The organism is Flavobacterium sp. WC2509, assembly GCF_052683105.1.
This window is the reverse complement of record NZ_JBQZFG010000001.1, coordinates 1,210,215-1,232,829: the sequence shown is the minus strand read 5'-3', so window position 1 is coordinate 1,232,829 and position 22,615 is coordinate 1,210,215. Positions and strand designations below refer to the sequence as shown.

Sequence of the window (22,615 nt, the reverse complement as noted above, 5' to 3'; positions counted from 1 at the left end):
TTTTTATGGTTTTTCGGCTTTTCCAAGTACAAAGAAATTAGACTAGTGTGTCAAAATGTGACGGTAAGAAAAGTATATAATAAAAAAAAGCAATCCGCCTCTTTTTATGATTTTTCAATTTCAATAATTTCATTTATTGACGAAATTATTTCCTTGTAAGTTTCTCCAGTTTTACCTTTTGATACGTCTGCCCATATATCGGGTGAATCACCCCAAGTGGCATTTTTAATCCATTTGTAGATCCATCCATTGTGGATTTCAAATCCTGATGCTAAATATTTATCTATATTAGATTGCAATATTTCACCGTTAATTTGATATCCACAAGAAACACTATCGCAGTAATCTTTATCTTTTCTTTTGCCAAAAAGGACTCTTATTTTATTTTCGAAAAGAACATCGACCCCGTAATAGTCTTTATGATCTGTTTCAACAATATCAAATCCTTCATTGTTATTTTTTAAATTATTAATTAAATCATTATACAAACGTTTTTTTAAATTCCATATGGTGCCTGAAATTGCAAAAGCACTTTCTATATTTTCTGTCGTTTCGTTTGAATCGTTTAAGATTGTGTTAACTATATCTTCTTTCATTTCTTCACTTATAGTTTGAAAAGTTATTTTTTTTATTAAAGCTAAATATTGTTTAAGTATCGTTTGAAGAAAAGGGCTATTGTCTGTTTTTTCAATACATCTTGTAATCCAGTCTCGAATGTGAATTTTGTATGAGATAGGGAAATATAAACACTTGAAAAAATTCCCTTTCCTTAAAGTGTTTTCATATGCTTCTCTGTTTTTATAATTGAAATTTTGACCTTCAATATATAAGCCACCTTCACTCGTGTATGGTTTTTCATGTTCTAAGTTTTTGCCATCTAGTGTTAAGTACAACAAAGTATTTTTTTTATCATTTTTGGTTTCTGCGTAATTATTGTATCTTATCAGCTGGTATTCTTGATCAATTGCATCTAATTTATTTTCAATGATTAATAGACTGCGGTAATCTTCGATAATAAGATCAATTCTTCCCCCAGATACATTTTCCCAATTTATTTCTTTTGTTATTGTACGTTCGCAGATCTTATCTCGTACCAAGGGACCAAAATCATCCAATTCAATATCAGAACCGAATGAATTGCGTATTTCTTCAATAAAAAGATCCAAGAAGATTCGTCCTTGGCCGTGCGTGCCATTAGGGTTTAGTAAATCGCCAATAATTGAGGAATGGGTGTTGACTTCACTGCGTTCCATATTCATTACAGTAAATATGTTGTAATTATCTCCAGTTGCCCCCGTTTTATTATCATGCTTACTTTTGATCTTAGTAATTTGATTTAAAAGTTCATTTACTTTATTCATATGCTTGTTATTAGATTCAATTTGAACTTTTATTATTTTCTAATTTCATGTACGCATGTAAGGTTCTTTCTAAAATATCTTTAGTAATTTCATTACTCTCTATTAAAGGTGTTTCATCTTGATCATTGTAGTATGTATTCAAATGAATTTGCTCGTACATTTCGGCAAATCTTGCAAAATTAGTTAATTGGAGCTCTTGATTATGTTCCCAAGCTTTCATGAAAATATTGACCCTTTCAATTGCAAAATTTAGCATTTCTTCATCATCAGAAATTTCATATCGGCTCTTAATGTCCACTAATGAGGAACCGTACTGAAAAGCAAATACATTCGCGTATTCCTCAGGTTTACCCTCACTTAGTGCTTTGTCATATGCGTAAGCATATTCCTCGCAGTAGATTTCATTGAATTCTTCGCAAGATATTAGATCAGCATATTGATGGGCATAGTTTTTTGATTTCCCTTCAGCCAGTTTCTTTTTATAGATTTCAGAATACTTACTAGCTCTTTCTGAATAACGAAAATAATCACAACCTTCTTCAAACTTAGAAATGAAATGTTTTTCAAAAAATTCATCACCTGCATATGATTTGCAAAGAATCAATAGTTCTTTTTTAGCTAATTCTGGATTTGAATTTCTTAAGTTACTGTAAATAAGTATATGGGCACGTTCATCTTCTTCGCTACAATCAGCTATAGCAAATGCCCATTCGTCTCCGTGACCTTTTGTAATTTCTTTCATGATACAGTCCGTATGTAGCATTGTGCTAAAAAGAGCATCCAACTGAACAGATTCTCCTTCAGCAAAATCCTCATCTTTGTACTGCTCGTTCTCTTTCAATAATTCTTTGAAGCGAGTTTTATAATACATTAAAAATTGATCAAAGTATCTTTCAGGTATCCCTCTTTCTTCAAAAATTGCCGTTAATTCAGTTGTAGTGTGCGCTGTTCTTAAATGACTCATGTTATTTTATATTAACCTAGTTCCAAATATCTTCTTTGTTAATTATGCGCTCTTTTACAAACTCTCTAATAGACTCGTTTCTTTCTGTTATTTTTTGAGCAAATTCATTTGGGTTTGTCCAAGTTTCGATTTGTTCTGCGGTTTTGACCAATCCAAATTTTTTGAAAGAATTTAAGTGTTTGCTTGGTGATCTATTTGAATCAGACGAATTAGCACTTGAGGTCGACAAAGAAAGATTTCCGATACCATTGATAACACTATTGATCTCTTTCCATATTATATCTGCGTGGTCTTTATTTTCAAAATAGTTTTCAATTCCTAAGTCTTTCCATTCAATACTTCTAGCAACAATATGGTCTATTGAAATGGAATCTTTTTTGTAAATATTCTTCCTTATATCTTTATAATCTGCGCCATGTTCTATTTCAAATTTATATAGAAAATAGGCAGTTTTATTCCATCCATAAGCATGCTTGACCCATTTCTTTTTCTCAACTTCAAATAACTTATTTGCGTTATTTCCTAAATGCTCCCAATGGTATGAAAATTTTTTTTCTCCTTTGTAGAAGCTTGATAGTAAATCATTACATTTATCTAAATTAGAGCCGTTTTCGATTGCTTTGTAAATACTTTGAAATGTACTTCTGTAGGCTTTTGCGTTATAATAATAACCATTCCAATATATTATTTCATAACAAATTAGAAAATTTTCCCAGCGCTCGATTAATTTATTTTCAGTTGGATTTCCCGATCTGAAAGCTCGCAATAAGAATATAATGCTTCGGTTTTTATCTAATAACATAGCATCGCCAATTAGAGGATTTTCTTCGTCAGCTTTTGGTATTTTGTTTGTAAGAATATCCATTGATTTCTCAAATTGCTCAGCTACATTTATTGCATACTCAACAATTGCAGTCTTTTCATTTTTTTTAGTTAATGCTTTTTTAACATATTCAAATGAACCATTATCGCCAGCTACTCCTTGAGGTAAGCCAAATTCTTCATTTTTATATCCGTCTTCTACAGCTTGTAAATGATACATCAAAATATTGTCTAAAGATAAATCCCCACGTAGCCATACATCACTTGCTTTCTCTTCCATTTCAAAAATACGTGCAAAAGCATTTTGAATTTTCTCAATATCTAAATGTGGATTTTGAGAGTTGATGTAAACATTTTTCATTAATAAAGCTTTCACTTTTTCAGTCTCAGAAAGTGCTATCCCGCGTGTATTATGCAATTCAAAAATCTGTGAAGCAACCGCTTTATCATTATATGTGGCAACAGAACAATGTGCTTTGTCTATTACCTCCACATATTTGTCAATTTCATCAACTTCCAATTTCGGCAACTTTTTCTCTCCTGAAAAAGAATCAATAAATAACTTGATAGCTTCCACCATTCTAATGAAAGACATGGTCCTTGTTTTGGTATCGCTTATTAATTCTGTTAGTTTTATAATTATATTTTCTCCACCTGTTTCTAAGGTATTTATTATAATGTTTAGGCCATCCTTGTCATAAGAAACAGGTATCAAATTAATCTGTTTATAGTATTCGCAATTTTTTTTCAGATAATTGCATACTAACAAAAATAAATAAACAGTAGTAATACGTTGTTGACCGTCTATAATTTCATAATTGTTGGATCCAACTTCTCCTTCCAAAATATAGTGACCCAAATAATAATTTTTATCCTCAGACTCCAGGTCATTAGTTTTATCATAGTATTCTAGTATGTCATTAATGAAAGGAATAAGTTGCTTTTCACCCCAAGAATAAGCTCTTTGATAATCAGGAATGGTAAAGAAATAAGGTTTGATTATCTCTCCAAATGTTTTTTGTTGCTCCAAAATTTTTAGTTGTTTTTATGTTAATGTTTTTTAGTTTAAGTGTTGAAACTCCGCAAATACAGCTCAGCACAAGCCTTAGCATCACTTAAAGCATCATGATGATTAAGGAATATTTGATGTTCTTTGCACAAGTTAGCCAAGTTTGACTTATAAATCTTATAAGTGCAGATTTTATTAAAGTTAGGAATGAGTAAATTATAATAATCTAGTGTTTTTTCCAACACAGGAAAATCAAATCCAAAGCCATTATGTGCCACTACATTTTGATTTTCTATATATGGTCTTATGATATGCCAAACTTGATCAAAAACTGGAGCAGTAACTGTTTGCAGTGATGAGATTCCATGAATTTCGGTAAATCGGCTCCAGTAGAAGTTGCCTGGTGGTTGTGTCAATAAACTAATCTCTTTGATTATGATTCCATTTTCAACTCTAACCAGTCCGATTTAACAAATACTATTTCTATATCCTGTTGCAGTTTCAAAATCTATCGCAGTAAAACTATTCATTAAATATAGAGATTAGCCATTTGTGAAATTTTACTTTTTATTTCATTCTGAAGTCTAATAGGGGAGATTACTTTTACATCTGCTCCGTATTTTAATAGTTCCATTACAATATCATTGGTGGTATGTATATAAATTTCTAAAAGTAGTGTATCGTCATTTTCTTTTATAATCTTTTGAGATTCGTGAAGAGGAAATGTTTTGATATAGTTCCCCTGCTGTTTTGAAAACTGTAAGATTATCTTTTCTGCCGGCGAATACGTTTCGACACCAAAGGCATGTTGGAATTCTTTTTCCACATTATATAGGATCGGTTTGAATTTGGTATTTGTGACAGTTAGGTTTGTTATGCGATCCAATCCAAAAGTTTTTACAATATCGTCTTTTTTATCTAAGGCGACCAAATACCAGCGCTGATGAGATTCTTTTATCGCAATTGGTTTTACTTCACGTACTGAATAATCACTTTCCCAATGTTTTTTATGGGTGAATTTTAGGAGCAACAGATTTTGAATGGCATGTATTATACCGTAAATATGTTCGGTTCCGGATGACTTTCGTTTTTCCAAAAACACACTAGGAGATAATTTGTTTCCTTCTTGTAAGGCATGATGAATAGAAAAGGCATCTATCATTCTGGTAACCGACTGATCTTCTATCTCCTCTTCGTCAATATTATAAGTTTTATCTTTTCGGTTGTAATTTATTACAATACCAAATAATGTTGCAATATCTTTTTTATCACGTTCAAAGGTACGAATCGCGTATTCAAACGTAGTATCAATATCCTCATTTACAAGTTTACGCATTACGTGAACTTGTAAATCTGAGAAGTTACAAGGACGGCTTCTTAGACGATCTATAATGTAAAGATACCTTTTGAAATATATTAGTTTAGACATAATGCTTTATTTGTTTTTCAAAGATAATTTATTTGTCTGCCAATTTATGACGGAGTTTTTAATTTTTCTTAAAATCTTAATTTGTACAAATCAATAATTTATAACGTCATATTTTGGCACTTTGCCCCAGTAATTTTGGTAAGTAAATTAATTATAGATCGTATGGAAAAAAAAATATCAGAACAGGAAGTTCTAAAAGAAATAAGTTTAATAAAAAATAACTTTGAGATTTTGGATGGCCGTGGGTCTTATGTGAATTGCTTTAGAATGTATTTTGGCTATTATAATACATTACCGAACTATATGTCTATTGATAATATTGATATTGTATCTTTTAAGAAGTGGTTTGAAAAGGAATATGAATTTCAGATTATCAAGCAACATTACAGGAAAGATTTTGATTCCGCAAAAAAAGAAATGGAGTTTGTCGATCATTTTTATTTTTTAGATAATGAAATTATGCTTAATGTAGAACTTAGCAATATTTATATTCTATTTGAAAGTGAAGATGAGAAGATCAGTTTGCTTTTCGAAGAATGTAAAAAATTTATAAAAATTCAAAAAAAGTCATCCGATATCAATTTAATTATTGCTCGTGATGGAGATTTGGTGACAAAAGAATTACATATTAAAAAGCCTAAAATTGACTTCAATCTGCATTATAATGAAGATTTTTCATCGATGCATAAAATAATAGTCAAACAGTTAAATAAGATGGATCATACTGGACTGTATCTTTTTCATGGTGATCCAGGTACAGGAAAAAGTACCTATATTAAATATTTAATTCATCAAGTTAGAAAAAAGGTAATATTCATTTCTCCAAAAATGGCAGGAGAGCTTGATAATATTAATATGACGCCGTTTTTACTGGAGAATAGAAATTCAATTTTAGTTATAGAGGATTCTGAAGAACTGATTACTTCTAGGGAGGAGGTTCGCAATTCAAATCTATCGATGTTATTAAATCTGACAGATGGTTTATTAGGAGAGAGTCTCGGAATTCAAATTATTGCTACTTTCAATACAGATGTTAAGAATATTGATAAAGCGCTACTTCGAAAAGGAAGACTTTCTCTAATTTACGAGTTCAAGGCTTTGTCTGTAAAGAGAACGAATATTCTATTGAATAAACTAGGTCATGAGTTGGAAGTAGAGAAGCCTTTATCGGTGGCAGATATATTTAACTTTGAAATCAACACTAATTATGCACCTAAAATAAGAGGAGTTTTAGGTTTTGGAAATTAAATAAGAGATTCATTATTTCGAAAAAAATATAGTGTAGTATTTTTAAACCTAGTACTTTTATCTTGATGGAGAATAAATTAACTGTTTTAAATAGTGGTATTTTTTTACTTTGAAAGAAAGTGTTTCTTGTGCCTAAGCAATAAAAATGGTCATATTTTGGAAATAGATAATACAAGACTAATTGTTTAGGGCTTTTGTGCATATTTGGAGTATAGTTATAAAGTTCACAAGTTTTTGTCACATCTTTTAATAAAATCTATTGAAATTAATGTGCAAACTATATTACTCTAAATTTGCACAATTTTTTTTGGATAATATTTGTAATCAAAATTTCTATAACATATAGACTTAAATGAGTTCAAAGTATTCTAGCTCATTATCTGCATTTGAGTAGTTGTAGAATTTTGCTTGATTAATTACATATCCACTATAACCACAATTCTTTAAAATAAGTTTACTTATTAATGTATAAAGCTTTGCTGTTATATATAGCATATGGTCATCTATCTCTTTGCTGCTCCTAGATATATTAGCATTCATGAGAATATTTCCGTGTAGTAAAGCATTCCGATAATCGATGGCTTTTTCGTCTGAAGCTGAAAGTACGATACCCAACTGGTCAAAGGGCTCACGGAGTTTCATAGCATTGGTAATCTTTTTTGTGTTTATAGGGTGATTCAATGCAGTGAGCCTACGCTTTATTTTAATTATTATTTCTGTATCCAATTTTGCTTTGTATTTGTCCAAAACTTGATTAAGATCACCAATAATCTGTTCTGCCACTTTTTCATCTGATATCAGTTTTGTCTTTATCAACATCGGATTGATAATTACATTGGCTAATGACTCTAATATAACCGAGAGGACGCCAGGCAAAGATACTATTGATTTCATATGTGATACTTCCATCAAAAATAGTATTGCAACAGAAAGTTCTTCATTATTTTTTATTTGAGATACTAATGTGGAGATTACCGATGATGGTAAGACAGTAAGAAGTGTTTCATATTTCTTGGCAATATCCTTATGGTTCTGTAATATTAAAAATGAATAAGGATTTGACATAACTGGGTAATATATTGACTTTAACGCTTCACGTGCTAAACGGTTATACTGAAAATCTGTTCCAGAAAAAATATAATGTTCGCCTCCCGGCATATAGCCACAAAGAAATCCAATTCCTTTCTGGATGGCATATGAATCTTTCTTAAAGCATTCAAGACTTACTGGGTCAAGGTTTTCTATAATTATATAACTAATTTCATCTTGCTTATGTTGAACGATATCATATCGAGACATTTCTATATTTACGCGCGTGCAGTTGAATGCCCCTGGAATTATTCCATCATATTTTGGAGATTCAAGTTTGAAGTGAAATAGATTTGCACTTTTTGACGTGTCGAAGAAAAACATTCGGAACTGAGTCTTTCCATCAACGATGCCTCTTGATATACCGTCAATATCAAAAGTATGCTCGCATGGCACATCATGAAATGGCCTACGGAAAGATGTGTCGAAGTCATATGAAGTGATATTGTATGAGATGCCTTTTATATTTATGTCTACTGCGCCATCAATTGGATATTCAAAAATTCCATTGAATAATAATTTGAACTCCTTATTTATTTTGCTAATATGGGATTTGCCATCCATAGAACTTATTATCACATTTTGTGACAGATTTTCTATTTCCTGTATGGAAGTAATCTCTTGTATAAAGTTTTTAGTTTTTGACTCCATAAATTATATTATAAAGTAATAATATCTGAAAATTCTTTTAATAGAACTTCAATATCAGTATTCGGTCGCGTTTGTCGATTTGATGTTTTTTCACGTAAGATATATGGTGGTGCTGTAATATATGTGGTAGAAAAATTTTGAGTATGTCTCAGGTCCTCGAGTAACTCTATATTTGGATTATTGCAACGTTGGTGAAAAATCTTCATCATTTTTAGGCTATGTATAATATTTACAAGTCTATTTTCCGGAAGTCCATATGCATTCAGCATTTTTTTTGCCATGTCTTCTATTATCTCATCATTGGAGTGCAAAAGTATGGTTCCAGGATCTTGTTTTTTTTGCTCATGAAACCCTGCCAAGTTTGAAATAACTGATTCAAATGTTTGAAAATCATAAGCTAACTCAATTTCTCGCACTATTTTAAGAATATCTTCTGGATTTAAATTGCCAACTAAATTGCCTGAAGACAATAGGCAGAGTTGTTGAATCTCATATGCTGTCGTCAAAGCTTCATGCGCATTTTGAAACATTTGCAAATCTAAAAAACCATTATATCCTATAAGTGCAAGATTATGATAGGCAGAGTACATTTTAATCAATTTAGTCAAATCAATGGCCATTTTATCCTCTGGTGCCACTATCGACAGTGTAGATCTAAGTGATAGAAAATTTTTAGACAACTGATGAGCAGCACTTGCTTTTAGAAGTGGTCTTTTGTTTTTAATACTAAAATAATAGGCTTTTCGAACGGCTTCCTCTGCTGTATTAGTGAGCAAATTGGTTTGTGTTCCACATTGTACTCTTTCAAAATATGGTACAGCTATTTTTAAACTTTCCTTAAGTTTAAAATCATTATAAGTATTTATAAAAGTATGGATAGCAAAATTATGCTGATTCTCTGAATGGAAAACCTTTAATTGGTGCTTCTTTTCAACAGTGAGTTCAGCATTTTCTATTCGTTGTATCAAGCTTGAAATTTTATCTAGAATCTCAGGTTTAAACTTATCTTCAATGACACTAGAGGTAAGCTCAAAAAAAACAATATTAATATCTATGATTAATTGATTTTCAACTCGGTTGGAAGCTACTGATATTTTTTTTAGCTTCTCAAGAAAAGCAATTCGATCAATATTACCTTTCAGAAATTCAATTCTAATTTGTGAGAAGTCAATAATGCTAATTTGCTCTTGACTAAGGGATTCGCAAATTTTCAATGCTTTTCTAATATAATATTCAGCCTCTATAATATTGCCCTGTTGGGTATAAGTGATAGCTGAAAGAAATATTAGTTCTGGACTCTTTAATACATGTTCTTTGTTTACTTTTAAGAGTAATTGAAGTATCCGTTCAAATTCATGCTCGTTATAGAGTACACCGCCAAGTTTTTCTAGAAAATTTGCTACGTCTGCAGAATTATTAATATCTAATTTTAAACTGGTTTGTTGATCCAGAGTATCTAAGACAGGAATATTAAACTTGGAACCATATTCTAACAGTAATAGGTGACTGTTATCATGTCGTACAGTGAATTTTTTATGAATATGTTGTAGCTCATCATCGCTTAATATTTTATTTGGAAGTAGAATTGTTACGCTTTCTTGCTCTCTCCATCCATCACGTGTATCAATATTATCAAGACGTTTAATAATTTCTTCTACATAGTCATAATAACATATTTGAAATTCTTCGTCGTATAAAATAATGATTCCATAGGCTGGCTCTCTACGAGCAAGATAACCAAGGCGTGAGGTTTTAAATTGTAATGTTAAGAATTTTTTTTTACCATATTTAGCGGTTTTCACTGAAGAGGTACTCTTAATTTGAATAGCAAACTTTTTCGAGCTCGCACCTTCACACGAAGTCACGAGTTCTACATCAAAATCAACACCATAGTCAGGGTGTTCTTCACGAGAAATAAATCCTTTTTTTCTTGTAAATAGGCTTTTGACTGCATTTACAGATTCTTCGCTTCGTTTGGAATTTTCATCTACTAATGGATCTTGATAAAAGCTCATGCTATATTAATTTAATAGTTTTTTTATCTTTTGAACTGTACCACTGCATTTGTCAGTAAGTTTAATTGTTTTTCTAACTGAATAGCCCTGTTTTAATAATTTAACTACAACTTTGTATTCTATAAGTAATTACGGGGCGTTTGACACTTAAAAGGTATATTGAGTAAACGCCTCTTGTTAGTATTTTTTTTACAAAACCTTGTCTAATCCAAGATCAAATGCAATATCTCGTGTAAATTTAGCTAAAGTTCTTTTTCCTAATTTTTTTTCTGAAATAAAGCTTCCTAACGCAAATTCTATTACTTCGGTTCGGGATTCAAATAAACTTTTGCCTGTAGCAGTTTTAAATTCAAATAATTCATCAATTTTTGATCGGTCATAATAATAACTTTTCTGAATTATTTCCGCTGCGTAATCTTTATGACCGCTATATAATTCTTTTAATTTAAAAACCTCAGCATTTGCTTTGGCCTTGCGGATTAAATCAATATCAGTGCACACTGCTGATGGTTTTAATGAAATTTCGAACTCTTTAATACCTCCGTCAACAAAATCCACGTTACTTATATCAATAGTAAAATCCAAAACCTCAAACATAGATTCTAAGAAAGGATGAAGATTATTTTCAAACGTAAATTTAGATTTGTTTTTTAAGGAGGAATTGCATGTATAACAGGATGGAATTAAATTGTAAAAAGAGAGTGCGAAGTAAGGATGTTTCCCCTTATCGAAAAAGTGATCTAAGGTAGGTCTGCATTTACCATCTAGCTCCCTAAGAGTAAAAGTATATTGCCTGTTGCAATAAACACAAACATTTATATTGAGATTTTCGGTAAAGTTATATGCATACAAGGCATCTGATTTTTTTATAAATTCACTATAGTCGAAAATTGTAAATATTTTTTCATTTGCTTTTTTTATCGCTGCCTTTTTTTTATTTCCCCATATCCCTTCAGTTTTTTTACTGATGTACGCTTGATAAAGAGGAGTGATTTTTTGTTGTATGATATTTAAGTCTGAGGGCGTACCTACTATGATCTTTCTTAGGTCTCTTTGCAATGCAGAAAAAAGCTTTCTTTCCCAAAGTTTCATCTGTTTGTCATTTAAAAGGACTTCAATTTTATGGGTAATGTTAAAGACACTGTCCAATAAATCAAAATGATTATTGGCCATTTGTTTTATTTCGAAAGGTGATTTGCCAACTTTTATCATAATGATTCTAGATATGAGATTCGTTTTTTCAATATGTGCAATTCCTCTTCTTTACCCAGTTTTTGTATCCATAAGTCCTCTAACTTGCGTTTGATAACAGGCTCACCAATTATTTCAATAATAGAACGGTATTTATTATTTTTTTCGTCTGAAAAATTATTTCCTTTGAGATAATCTATTATTTCGTTTAGGATATCTTTCGAAAAACTTCCTATTGTTGCTCCCTTTAAAAAAAATGCGTCTGAATAAAGCGAGTGAATGTTCGACGCAAAGGTTAATTGATGCTCGCTCAAATCACTAATTTTGGTTTTTTGGTTTTCATCTCTTTCTAGGAAAATGATATTCTCCTTAGGTAAATCGGATGCTAAAAATGGAGAATGAGAAGTAATTATTAATTGTACTTTATTATTTGCAAAGAATTTTTTTATGAAATCTGTAATAAGCTTAAAATATTCTTTTTGCCATTGTGGATGAAAACCTAATTCTCCTTCGTCAATGAGAAATAATATTTCCCTGTTGTCTTTTATATGTTTCTTAATTGAATTAAGCCTTGAAAAAAGAGAGAGAAAATTTCTTTCACCGGAACTCAGCCCATGAAGATCAAACCCAAACATGTTAAGTCTTATCACCCTTTCTTCTTCTTTCCTAGATGTTTTTATCACAAACAAGGGGGCTTGCAGGAAATCTTTAATTATAGACCTGATACTGAATTCAGGTACTGATAATCCATAGTCGCCCTTGCAAATAATTTCACCTGATTTAAATTTTGATTCAAAATAGCTTCTTGCTTCTTGAATTTGTTCAATCATAAAATTCGCATCTTCTTCAGTAAAAACGTCGCCTTTTTTTAAGTATTCATAAATTGACTCATAAAAGCCTAATTTTGGATTATAATTATCTCTTAGATTATTACCTAATCTTTCCAAAGGATATAATTGTTCTTTAGAAAAATTAAAATAATACTTCAACTGATAACTTATAATACAATACATAATTTCTTTTGAAAATTCTGCAAAAAATGCTTCTTCATTATCTAATTGGAAAGGATCAATTTTATCAAAGTCTAATAAGTTACCTATAACTTTTTCTCTATTTGAATTATCGGATACTAAATAATCAACACTATCCCAAAATTTAGAGTTAAATCCTGTAAATCCTATATCAATATTATGGATTGGAAAATTTATGGTCAGATCCAATTCTTTCTCGGTGCTTAAGAAATCCAAAGCCCGCAAGGATTCTAGAAATTTATACGATAGTAATTCGCTTTCACCGGTAATCATATAATCTAAATTATTTTTATGATTATTATAATCACTGACAATAAGTGATTCGGTGGAGATGTCAAAATAGTTTAACTTTTCACTAGGCCAGCGAAAATAGCTGTTTTGCACCCCTTCACTGTTGTAAAAATTGTCCTGATTCAGCGCAGGGGAATAATAGATTAAATATTTTTTTTTAAAGTATGTTTCCATCAAATTACTAGCGATCATTCCGAAAGCTTCACTTTTTTGTACTTTATTTTTGTAGGTATTAATTCTATTAAAATTTACGAGATCTTCTGGTTGGATAAATAATAATTTTTTACCAAATACCTCTTCTGGAAAAGAGATGAAATTTATTTTATCTCTTACTATTATATATTCAGACGTTACTAAAAATCCAAAATTGCGGGTTTGATTGTTCATTATAAAATTGATCAGCCATACAAGCAAATTTGATTTGCCGCTTCCATTTTCTCCTAAAATAGCTTTAACATCAACTATATTTTCAGGGAATATATGTAAAGGGCTTCTTTCTTCTTTTGATAAAATTAGATTTAATGTTCCATCGGGACTGATACTTTCTACCTCAGTGGTAAACGATATTTTACTGGAAAGATCAAAACCTTTATTTTCTATATTCTTATACTCTTTTATCCAAAAATACAAAACATCCATATTTACATTTTATTTTAGAATGACTGCTCTGCAAATTATCAATAAAAAAAATATTTGTAGTTGATCATTAATTTGCATTAAAGATAAAAAAATAGTTCACTTTGCAAGATAAAGCAGACATATTTAGGTTAAATTAGCTATTTTTATCATCTTATCTAACCAACCGCAATGTATTTATCAAAACTTAAGATTAAGGGTTACAAAGCTTTTAATGAAGAATTTCAAATAAAATTCAATCCTGGACTCACCGTTTTAATTGGAGAGAACGGAAGTGGAAAATCAGCTGTAATTGATGCAGTTAGATTACTTCTCAATGAGGACGAATTTGGAAGGATTGGTATAACTGATTCTCAGTTTCATAAGCCAATTACCAGTAAATCTGTTGAAAAAAGTGCTGATTATATAGAAGTAAATGCAGAGTTCTCTGATTTGAAGGATAGTGAGGGGGTTGCTTACTTGCCATGGCTTGATGCATCGGATAATACTAAAGCATACCTAAACAAAAAGATAGCTAATAAACAAAATGGAAGGGGACAGTTCGATCATGCTATTTGGGGCGGGGAATCTACCGTTGGTTTTTTTGAATGGGATCTTCTTAATGCCATTAGTTGTATTTACCTTCCTCCTTTGCGTGATGCCCAAAACAAACTAGAAGCATACAGAGGGTCTAGATTATCACGTCTTTTCAAAAGGCATAAGCCTAAAAAAGGGGAGCAACCGCATAATCTTGAGATACAGTTTAATGCTTTGAATAAAGAACTGCTTAAGGATGATACGATTATAAATGTCAATGATGCTATTAAAAAATATTTAAAAGAAAGTTTAGGCTCCGTACTCGGTCAAGATGCCTTAATTCAATTCTCCGAAGTTAGCTATGACAGAATTGTGGAAAGACTAAGATTACTTTTCTACCCGAGGATTTCAACCGATACTGCACCTGAAAATTTTAGGGATATTTCAGAAAATAGTCTTGGTTACAATAACATCTTATATCTAGCCACTGTTTTGGCTGAGTTGGAGGGATTGGAATTAACCGATACGAAACATAAGATACTGCTTATTGAAGAACCTGAGGCTCACCTTCATCCTCAATTGCAGGTAAAATTATTGCAATACATGGAGGAACAATCAATAACTAATAATATTCAAATTATTCTAACTACACATTCAGCTACCATAACATCGTCTTGTAAATTAAGTTCTTTGAATGTTCTTACAGTAGGGGAAAAAGGAAATCCGTTGGCAACATTAATTTCAGACTGTGAAATCAACAAGGAATCTGCGTACTTTCTTGAACGTTGGCTGGATATAACCAAGTCGACACTTTTCTTTGCGAAAGGTTTAATTTTTGTAGAGGGAATTGCAGAGGCACTGGTTATTAAAGAATTATCGAGAATTGTTATTAAAAATAAATATGCTGCTAGTATGAATGCAAGGTTTTTAGAAGACTTTAGTGTCTCCATTATAAACTTAAACGGAATATATTTTGAGCATTTTATGCAGCCATTCAAAGGATACAAGAATATTGATAATCAGGAGAAAATAAAAAATATTCCATCCATACCCATTCGCTGTGCATGTATAACAGATTGTGATCCGAGGAAAGAAGAAAAACCTACTCAAGAAAAAAAATGTGATTGCTGTAATCCTCAATATTATTTAAAAGAAGAATTTGAAACAAATTCCAAAAACTGCAGAGTTTTTAGTAATCTTAAAACGTTTGAATATGATTTAGCGGTTGAAGGAAAAAATTTATTACCAATGTTAACAATTTTTCTTGATTGGTTAGATACTGCAGGACCGACAAAAACAAAAGTTACTAAATGGAAAGTTGATCTTCTTAAATGGACAGATACAGAATGGAAGGCAAAAAACGAAGAAAAGGCTTCAATCGCCTATGAATTATTGGAGTTCATTGAAACCAGTCAAAATAAGGCTAAACAAAAATTAGGTAAAGGACAATTTGCTCAAAAGCTTGCTTTTAAATTAAGTATTGACAATTCAGGATTTGTTGTCCCCAAATATATAGAAGATGCAATAATGTGGGCAGTAAATCGATAAGGATGGGCAGATTATTAATTGAAGAAAAGCTTAATATCGTGCAATCACGAATAATAAAACTTGATTTGCAGCTTAGCGAAGAACAGCTTGATTTTATCTTGCACCCAATGTTACAAAATTGTTATTTAAGCGCATGTCCTGGAAGCGGAAAAACAGAAGTTGTTGGAATAAAAGCAGCTTATGAAATAGCAGAATGGAAAGATAATTTTTGTGGTATAGCGGTATTAAGCTTTACAAAAAATGCTGCCAAGGAAATTTCAGATAGAATTAAAAAGTATAGCGGTGTGAGTTCTGTACGTCACCCTCATTTTGTCGGCACTATTGATTCATGGCTGCATTCTTACCTTCTTCATCCTTTTGCACATAAGACAGCAAATTATGATAGTAAAAGTGATGATAAAAGCTTTAGAATTATAGACAATGAAGAACGTTATGATTTTTTAACTTCATTCAAAACTGTTCTCTCTGTAAAACCATATAAAGATGCATGGGTTAATGAATATTATTTTGAATGTACTGAGCCGCCCACTCTCCAGTCACAAAGCAGGTATTTAGATTTAAGCAACATATTAAATCCAATAAAAGAAACTTTAGAGAAAAACAAAAAAAAATTACTAAAAGCTGGTCTGGCCACCTATGCGGATGCAGAGTTCCTTTGTTATTACATGTTAAAAAATAGGGCAAGTATTTTATCTTTAATTGTTAAACGTTTTCCTGTGATTTATATAGATGAATGTCAGGACTTATCGCTTAATCAACTGGAAATATTACAGCTCTTAAATGATTCAGGCGCAAAAGTTCACTTTGTTGGCGATCGAAACCAATCAATATACGAGTTTAAAAAAGTATATGTTGAAAAGATAAATAATTTTATTATTAAGAATGGAATGACTGAAATACACTTAACAAAAAATTTCAGGAGCAATCAAAATATAGTAAATGTAGCGATGGGATTGGAGTCTTACAATACTGGTAAAACAGCAAAAAAAATAATCGGACATGAAGTATTACTGACCGAGGAATGTTGTTTAGTATGGGAATACGAACCTAGCGATTTTATCTCTTTACCACAAAACTTCATAAATATCATTAAAGATATAAATCTGAGTCTTAGTGAAGAAAGTGTAAAAATAGAAATTAATAATAGTGTCATATTGGCAAGGGCGCATAGTACACTTTCTTTATTTAAAAATACACCTGGTTCAAAACTTTCCAAAATAGAGCTTATTGCTAATGCCTTAAGTTGCTGGTCCAATACGCCTCGTACTGGAAAGGATATGCAGAATGCATTGCATCAGTTGGGTAAATCGTTATGTATGCTGGGATATAATGGATCAGGAAATCATCAAAACCAATATTGTCCTGAAAATTATACAAATTTTGAATGGAGAGCACTTTTATTTGATTTGATCACAAGTATTAGTACACCTGAAAATAAGATTTTCCCCTTCGATGATGTAAACTGGAAAGACTGGACTGCTTCATTAAAATCCTTCCTTAAAAACTATTGGAATAATCTGCGTGATCCTAATAATTGGGATTCCGTCAAAACAAAAATAAAGTCACCTTCAGGTTTTGCAGACAAACCAGTTGCTGAAACTGTAGCAGCTATACAAAATTCATACACAAATTCGGTTAGGATGACAACCTTTCATGATGTTAAAGGAGAAACTCTGGATGCTGCATTGATTGTATCATCTCCCAATAAAAAAAGTAAAGGTGGGCATTTTGAACATTGGATTAGCCAGAATAGTAGCGAGAGTGAATATGTAAGATTTGCGTATGTTGCAAGTTCGAGACCTAAACATCTTTTAATCTGGGCAATACCTAAAGTCAAAAATAATAAACATTTAAAAAGAATTCAAGAGCTGGGATTTAGCCTCAAATCTTTTACTTAAGCCTTGAGAAAGGGTGCTAACACTATTATAAAATATTAGCATAATGGATATTTTCAAATTTTTTATCTTAACGAAAAAAATATTATGTGACAAAATACATATAGTAAATCTCGAAATCTTATTTTTTCAAAAAATTAAAATATTGATAATTAAGTATTTATAAATTAACTGGATTCTGTTTTTCTTTTTTTTAGCGTGCTTATAAAAGTTATTAAATGAAAAGATAAGGGCAGTGTGACAAATTACAAAATAATGGATACAATAAATAAAAATCAATACGATAAGTATGTGATAGAACTGCTTAAAATAAAAAAGTTTCAGGTTAGCAAAGAGCTGTGTGATTTACTCACTGAAAATTTTTTGGTTACAAATGTATATGCCAGAAAAATAATTGAAAGGGTTGTAAATAAAGGAATCGTAAAGTCCTCATCTCCTCTGACTTTTGGTAAAGGTCAATTTGTTTATTTTCTTGACCCAGAAAAGCTAACTAAAGATACTATAAAGCAAATCGCTAAAAAATATAGACCACCTTTATATCGATTAATAGAAAGTTTAGATATTAATAATGGGGTAATTTCATATTATGAGGCTTTGAAAATTACTGCTTCACCTTTATTAAAAGGAAACTCTAAAAATGATTTACTGGATGACCTGATAGAATTATTGAGAGATAGGGACTTTGTATACATAACGATTGATCAAAATAATATTAAGTATATACTTTATACCAATGTGAAAGAAACAGAAGAACAGTTGATTAAAACCCAGTATTCTAGAATGGTAATTGACTCTCTTTTTGTGAAAGATATTGTAGATTGGCTGTCGAAATCTAATCTTATATTAACTTTAAATAATAGATATAGAAATAAAACAACTCCTTCAATTGGAGCGGCACATAATAATCTTGTATGGGATGCATTCGGATATACAAAAGCAACAGGGTTAAATCCAGTTTCGGCAAGAGTTGCCACAAGTGTAGAAAAACAAACATTAGTTGTAGTTGATGTTGTAATGTCTAGGGAGTATAACCAACTGGATGTAGACGGTTTTTTAAATCGCGTACAAATAAATATTAATTCGGTAACCTCAGGAACGCGTAAAATCATACCCATTGTAATTTATAAAAGTTGCTCTGCGTATGTTTTAAATACTTTAAAAGGACTTGGCTTTTTATGTTATGATATTGGTTCTATTTATGGTTCAAATATTTTTGCTATTCTTGAAAATGTTTCTAAACTACAGTTCAATCAAAAGTTACTGCAAAATGAGGAATTTGAGAAAACGATAGAAGAAACGTTATCCACTATTAAAAATTCGGGACAAGAAGATCAGTTAAAAGCATTAAAAGGTACATTGTTTGAAGTTATGATGTATCAAGTCTTGAAACATCAGTATCCTAATGCAGATATAACTACAAACGTATACTATTCAAAAATGATATTCAATGAGGAAACGAATAAAAATGAAAAGAGAGGATTTGAATATGATTATGTGATTAGGTCGTCAAATCCAAAAGAAATAATTGTCATTGAATTAAAAGGTTATCATTCAGAGTACCAAATTCCTTTAGGTACTTATGAAATTAAAAATACTGTAAAGTGGTTTTTCAATAGGACTTTAACTTTTATAAAAGATAAATTCCAGTTCGAGATAGATAATGGTTATGTATTCAAAGCTGCATATATGACCTCTTGTAAGTTTGAAGACGATGCCTTGGATTATCTAAAAAAATTGAATGAGGGAAATTATAAAGGCAGAAGACTTGATGTTTTTTATGATAGAAAAAAATTAATTACTTTTCTGGAAGCAAATGATTTTATTTCATTAAAAAATATAATTGAAAAGTTTTATTTATAAATGATTCTACAGTTATTTTTTTAGAACAAAAAGTAGTTAATTAGTAACTATTCTTCTTGGCAAATTAGCATGTCAACATTTTTTTTGCGTTAGAATCAAATAATATTTAATTCTGTCAATATATCTTTTTTCATCTTACTAAGAGGTCGTTTATCAAATAAATCTTCTTCAATGTGAGTTCCAAAAGCAAGTCGATATATTTCTTCATCAGAAATATTATTCAATAATATTTTCTTTTTGACCATTTCTAAATATTCAATAGAATAAACATCTCTGATTTTCCGTAAGTCAAGTATTTCATCTTCATGCATCTTGTAGATTTCCTCTAGCTTAAAAGCTTTTGTCGAGTTTTCAGAAAAGGTATTATTATTTATTATTTTAAATGTAAAAGTAGAGTAATCCGTATGTTCAAAACTAAAATTATAAGACAATAGAAGATCAGGATCTGCAGATTTATGGTAAGGATGGAAATGTGTATGAAGTTCAAAAGGTGTGGTACCTTTTGCTCCACTATTACAAATGTTGCAGCTGGGAATTAGGTTTGAAAATGAAAGCGCTAATAAAGGATGTTTACTTTTGGTAAACCAATGGTCGAAAGTAGGTCTTGTTATTTTAGATGGCGATATAACAGTTTTTGTGTAAACTCGGTTGCAATATGGGCAGGTTGGAATATCGAGTTCTTTTGCCAAATGGTATGCATTGTAAAAGTAGTATGTACTTTTAGGATTGTAATCAATCCACATGTCATAATCCAAAAGATTTTTTATGGATGCAATTTGCTTTTTTGTGGTAAATTTATTTTTTATAGTATCTAATTCTTCAGGTGATCCAATCAAAACTTTTTTTAAATTCTTTTCTGCATTTAAAAACCTTTTGACCTCACTATTGATACCATTGACAATTTGTATGGTCTTAATTTCTGGATTAGGTTTAGGTTCTTTAAAATTGGTTCCATTTAATTTCTTTTTAATTACATATCTCATGTATTTGTAATGCAATTCACGTGCAACTTTTATTTTATCCTGCTCGATATCTATGTAATGCATAATTTGGAAATTAATTTAAAGTTTGTCTCTTTTTAATTAAATATTCAATTTCTTGATCGTATATTTTTTTCTGAAAATCTGTATCTCCTTCAATTTCTGAAAGCATTTCAGATAATTTTAATTTGATCACTTTTTCATCAATCAATTCGATTACTTTTTTGTGATAAGCTAATTGTTCTTTAAATAAATCTACTTTTTTTATCCTGCTTTCCTTTTGAGTGTTGATCCAATTAATAGTTTCTTCTATTTTAAGCTTTGCAAAATCTCCTATTAAACCATCACTAATAAAAAATGAGTCCGACAGCAGGTTCGTGATATTAGCACCAAATGTCTTTTTTGGTCTTTCTGGTTCACTTAATGCAAGAACTTTGCTGAATTTGCCATCCCTTTTTAAATAGATTATTGAGTTATTTTGTAAATCTGATAAAGTTAATGGATCATGAGTAGTAAAAATGATTTGTATACTAGGTATAGTGCTCAAATTTTCGAAAAAATAAGGTATTGTATTGATTAGAGATATGATATATTTTTTCTTCCACGTAGGATGAAAACCTAAATCTGCTTCATCCAGTAAGAGGATATAATGTAGCTTGTCTTCTTTAAATTTACTTTTTTCGGTTAAATTTAATTGAATAAAATCGTATAGTTTAGAATAGAAGTTTAATAAGGCATTTTCTCCTGAACTCAATTTTCGATCTGTTGGTCTAAAACTGATGAAGCCATCAATATTACTACTTTGCTGGATAATTCCATCTGTTTTAGGATAGTAATTGAATAAGTCAATTAATACATCTTTGTGTAAAATTAATATCTTTTCAAGATCATTTAAATTTATATGAAATGAACTTTTAGATATATAGCTTTCATCTTTTATATTGTTAATGATTTCAAATATGTAATCAATTAACTCAAAAGATTTGTCATGATTGAAAATTTTAAATTCTGAACCTTTTTTTATATGTCCGAATTCAAGAAAAAATTTAAAAAAATCTAATGCTGTTCCATCCTTTGGTGCTTCTATCTCAATATCATGTTTGAATATACCTTCGTTCAAGAAGGTGTTTTGTTTATTCATTTGTTCGATAATTACAGAGAGAAATGAACTAATGATTTTTCGCTCGAGTAGGTAACAATTGACTTCGGCTTGATTTTTTAGATTATGATTCTCATCAAAAATTCGAACATTTGTCCACAGCTCATTTTCCTCTTCTATTTTTTTAAATATTTCTAAAAAAAAATATTTAAAGTTTCTTGGAACATTCCAATATTCAGGATCAATTTTGTAATCTCTAAAAAACAGAATCCCTTTATTATATTTAGGAATATTAAAAATCTCGCTAAACGTTTTATTATCATTAAAAGTAGGAGAACTTAAGAAATAAATTTGACGCAAGGTATTTTTAAAAACTAATTCTTCAACCGGATGATAAGTGAATCCATTTTCATTCGTGCCTTTTTTGTCAAGATCTTCTAAATCTTTTTCAATAGTTGTATCTATTGAAATGTCGTATTTGTCTAAATCACTGAAATTAAAATTATATTTTAGGTCTAAATGGGGAGAGTAATAGATGGTCTGAATTTTATTGTTTTCAATTGGTTGTAATTCTACAGAATCAGCATCGTCAACTTCATTATTTCTATCAAAATATACAGTGTAATTTGATTCTAAAATTCTTATTTCATCATCTATTTCGACTACAGCGGTTATAATTCCTCCGGGTAAAGCATAAGGGTATTCAATAAACATACTTCTAATACAGTCAAGAATAGATGATTTCCCAGCGCCATTTTCGCCAACAATTGCACTGATTGAATTTAGATTTGATTTTGAATTAGCAATATTGTAAAAAGATTCAATATATTGTTCGTTTTCCTTTCTACTTACAATTATATTTCTTGAATTTCTTTTGCTAAACTTGTATATATACTTCCCGCCAAAATTTATCGTTTGAGGTTTATTATCAAATAGGTATTCATGTTCTTCAATGTATATTGCTGCTAATCTCATATCTA

15 protein-coding genes are annotated in these 22,615 nt (G+C 30.4%); 4 read left to right on the top strand and 11 right to left on the bottom strand.

The window, feature by feature from the left end; genetic code table 11:
* Positions 1-104: 104 nt before the first annotated feature.
* The 5 genes from ACUN3A_RS05035 to ACUN3A_RS05015 form a co-directional block, all read right to left on the bottom strand.
* Positions 105-1,361 (bottom strand): PDDEXK-like family protein, encoded by a 1,257-nt coding sequence (locus tag ACUN3A_RS05035; protein ID WP_445550247.1) that lies wholly within the window; start codon positions 1,359-1,361, stop codon positions 105-107.
* A gap of 16 nt (positions 1,362-1,377) precedes the next feature.
* The gene (locus tag ACUN3A_RS05030; RefSeq protein WP_445550246.1) at positions 1,378-2,325 is read right to left on the bottom strand and encodes a hypothetical protein; all 948 of its coding nucleotides are present in this window, start codon (positions 2,323-2,325) and stop codon (positions 1,378-1,380) included.
* 16 nt (positions 2,326-2,341) lie between these two features.
* Positions 2,342-4,177: a DUF262 domain-containing protein gene (locus ACUN3A_RS05025; RefSeq protein ID WP_445550245.1), complete on the bottom strand. Its 1,836-nt coding sequence runs from the start codon at positions 4,175-4,177 to the stop codon at positions 2,342-2,344.
* Between the two features lie 35 nt (positions 4,178-4,212).
* Complete coding sequence (locus ACUN3A_RS05020; RefSeq protein ID WP_445552812.1) at positions 4,213-4,617, bottom strand: exonuclease domain-containing protein; 405 nt, start codon at positions 4,615-4,617, stop codon at positions 4,213-4,215.
* A 68-nt stretch (positions 4,618-4,685) separates the two neighbouring features.
* Positions 4,686-5,585: a helix-turn-helix transcriptional regulator gene (locus ACUN3A_RS05015; protein WP_445550244.1), complete on the bottom strand. Its 900-nt coding sequence runs from the start codon at positions 5,583-5,585 to the stop codon at positions 4,686-4,688.
* 162 nt (positions 5,586-5,747) lie between these two features.
* On the opposite strand from ACUN3A_RS05015, the gene ACUN3A_RS05010 reads away from it, so the two are divergent.
* Complete coding sequence (locus ACUN3A_RS05010; RefSeq protein WP_445550243.1) at positions 5,748-6,833, top strand: AAA family ATPase; 1,086 nt, start codon at positions 5,748-5,750, stop codon at positions 6,831-6,833.
* A 348-nt stretch (positions 6,834-7,181) separates the two neighbouring features.
* Here ACUN3A_RS05010 and ACUN3A_RS05005 read toward each other — a convergent pair whose 3' ends face one another.
* The 4 genes from ACUN3A_RS05005 to ACUN3A_RS04990 all read right to left on the bottom strand — a co-directional run bounded on the left by ACUN3A_RS05005 (position 7,182) and on the right by ACUN3A_RS04990 (position 13,740).
* Positions 7,182-8,573, bottom strand: a complete 1,392-nt coding sequence (locus ACUN3A_RS05005) for a hypothetical protein (protein ID WP_445550242.1) — start codon at positions 8,571-8,573, stop codon at positions 7,182-7,184.
* Positions 8,574-8,581: 8 nt separating this feature from the next.
* The gene (locus ACUN3A_RS05000) at positions 8,582-10,588 is read right to left on the bottom strand and encodes a DUF4365 domain-containing protein (protein WP_445550241.1); all 2,007 of its coding nucleotides are present in this window, start codon (positions 10,586-10,588) and stop codon (positions 8,582-8,584) included.
* Positions 10,589-10,777: 189 nt separating this feature from the next.
* The gene (locus tag ACUN3A_RS04995; RefSeq protein ID WP_445550240.1) at positions 10,778-11,800 is read right to left on the bottom strand and encodes a hypothetical protein; all 1,023 of its coding nucleotides are present in this window, start codon (positions 11,798-11,800) and stop codon (positions 10,778-10,780) included.
* Complete coding sequence (locus ACUN3A_RS04990; protein ID WP_445550239.1) at positions 11,797-13,740, bottom strand: AAA family ATPase; 1,944 nt, start codon at positions 13,738-13,740, stop codon at positions 11,797-11,799. The genes ACUN3A_RS04995 and ACUN3A_RS04990 overlap by 4 nt, the downstream gene beginning before the upstream one ends.
* A gap of 168 nt (positions 13,741-13,908) precedes the next feature.
* Between ACUN3A_RS04990 and ACUN3A_RS04985 the strand changes: the two genes are divergently transcribed.
* The 3 genes from ACUN3A_RS04985 (at position 13,909) to ACUN3A_RS04975 (ending at position 19,556) form a co-directional block, all read left to right on the top strand.
* Positions 13,909-15,801 (top strand): ATP-dependent nuclease, encoded by a 1,893-nt coding sequence (locus ACUN3A_RS04985; protein ID WP_445550238.1) that lies wholly within the window; start codon positions 13,909-13,911, stop codon positions 15,799-15,801.
* 2 nt (positions 15,802-15,803) lie between these two features.
* Positions 15,804-17,699, top strand: a complete 1,896-nt coding sequence (locus ACUN3A_RS04980) for a UvrD-helicase domain-containing protein (RefSeq protein WP_445550237.1) — start codon at positions 15,804-15,806, stop codon at positions 17,697-17,699.
* Between the two features lie 252 nt (positions 17,700-17,951).
* Positions 17,952-19,556 carry a hypothetical protein gene (locus ACUN3A_RS04975; RefSeq protein ID WP_445550236.1) on the top strand — a complete coding sequence of 535 codons (1,605 nt, stop codon included), beginning with the start codon at positions 17,952-17,954 and terminating at the stop codon, positions 19,554-19,556.
* 95 nt (positions 19,557-19,651) lie between these two features.
* Here ACUN3A_RS04975 and ACUN3A_RS04970 read toward each other — a convergent pair whose 3' ends face one another.
* Both ACUN3A_RS04970 and ACUN3A_RS04965 read right to left on the bottom strand, forming a co-directional pair.
* Positions 19,652-20,602: a hypothetical protein gene (locus ACUN3A_RS04970; RefSeq protein ID WP_445550235.1), complete on the bottom strand. Its 951-nt coding sequence runs from the start codon at positions 20,600-20,602 to the stop codon at positions 19,652-19,654.
* 10 nt (positions 20,603-20,612) lie between these two features.
* Positions 20,613-22,610 (bottom strand): AAA family ATPase, encoded by a 1,998-nt coding sequence (locus ACUN3A_RS04965; RefSeq protein WP_445550234.1) that lies wholly within the window; start codon positions 22,608-22,610, stop codon positions 20,613-20,615.
* Positions 22,611-22,615: the final 5 nt, after the last annotated feature.

Bases quoted from the DNA above. Each gene is read 5' to 3' on its own strand.
- ACUN3A_RS05035 (WP_445550247.1), bottom strand. From the start codon at position 1,361: ATGAATAAAGTAAATGAACTTTTAAATCAAATTACTAAGATCAAAAGT.
- ACUN3A_RS05030 (WP_445550246.1), bottom strand. From the start codon at position 2,325: ATGAGTCATTTAAGAACAGCGCACACTACAACTGAATTAACGGCAATT.
- ACUN3A_RS05015 (WP_445550244.1), bottom strand. From the start codon at position 5,585: ATGTCTAAACTAATATATTTCAAAAGGTATCTTTACATTATAGATCGT.
- ACUN3A_RS05010 (WP_445550243.1), top strand. From the start codon at position 5,748: ATGGAAAAAAAAATATCAGAACAGGAAGTTCTAAAAGAAATAAGTTTA.
- ACUN3A_RS05005 (WP_445550242.1), bottom strand. From the start codon at position 8,573: ATGGAGTCAAAAACTAAAAACTTTATACAAGAGATTACTTCCATACAG.
- ACUN3A_RS05000 (WP_445550241.1), bottom strand. From the start codon at position 10,588: ATGAGCTTTTATCAAGATCCATTAGTAGATGAAAATTCCAAACGAAGC.
- ACUN3A_RS04995 (WP_445550240.1), bottom strand. From the start codon at position 11,800: ATGATAAAAGTTGGCAAATCACCTTTCGAAATAAAACAAATGGCCAAT.
- ACUN3A_RS04990 (WP_445550239.1), bottom strand. From the start codon at position 13,740: ATGGATGTTTTGTATTTTTGGATAAAAGAGTATAAGAATATAGAAAAT.
- ACUN3A_RS04985 (WP_445550238.1), top strand. From the start codon at position 13,909: ATGTATTTATCAAAACTTAAGATTAAGGGTTACAAAGCTTTTAATGAA.
- ACUN3A_RS04980 (WP_445550237.1), top strand. From the start codon at position 15,804: ATGGGCAGATTATTAATTGAAGAAAAGCTTAATATCGTGCAATCACGA.
- ACUN3A_RS04975 (WP_445550236.1), top strand. From the start codon at position 17,952: ATGGATACAATAAATAAAAATCAATACGATAAGTATGTGATAGAACTG.
- ACUN3A_RS04970 (WP_445550235.1), bottom strand. From the start codon at position 20,602: ATGCATTACATAGATATCGAGCAGGATAAAATAAAAGTTGCACGTGAA.
- ACUN3A_RS04965 (WP_445550234.1), bottom strand. From the start codon at position 22,610: ATGAGATTAGCAGCAATATACATTGAAGAACATGAATACCTATTTGAT.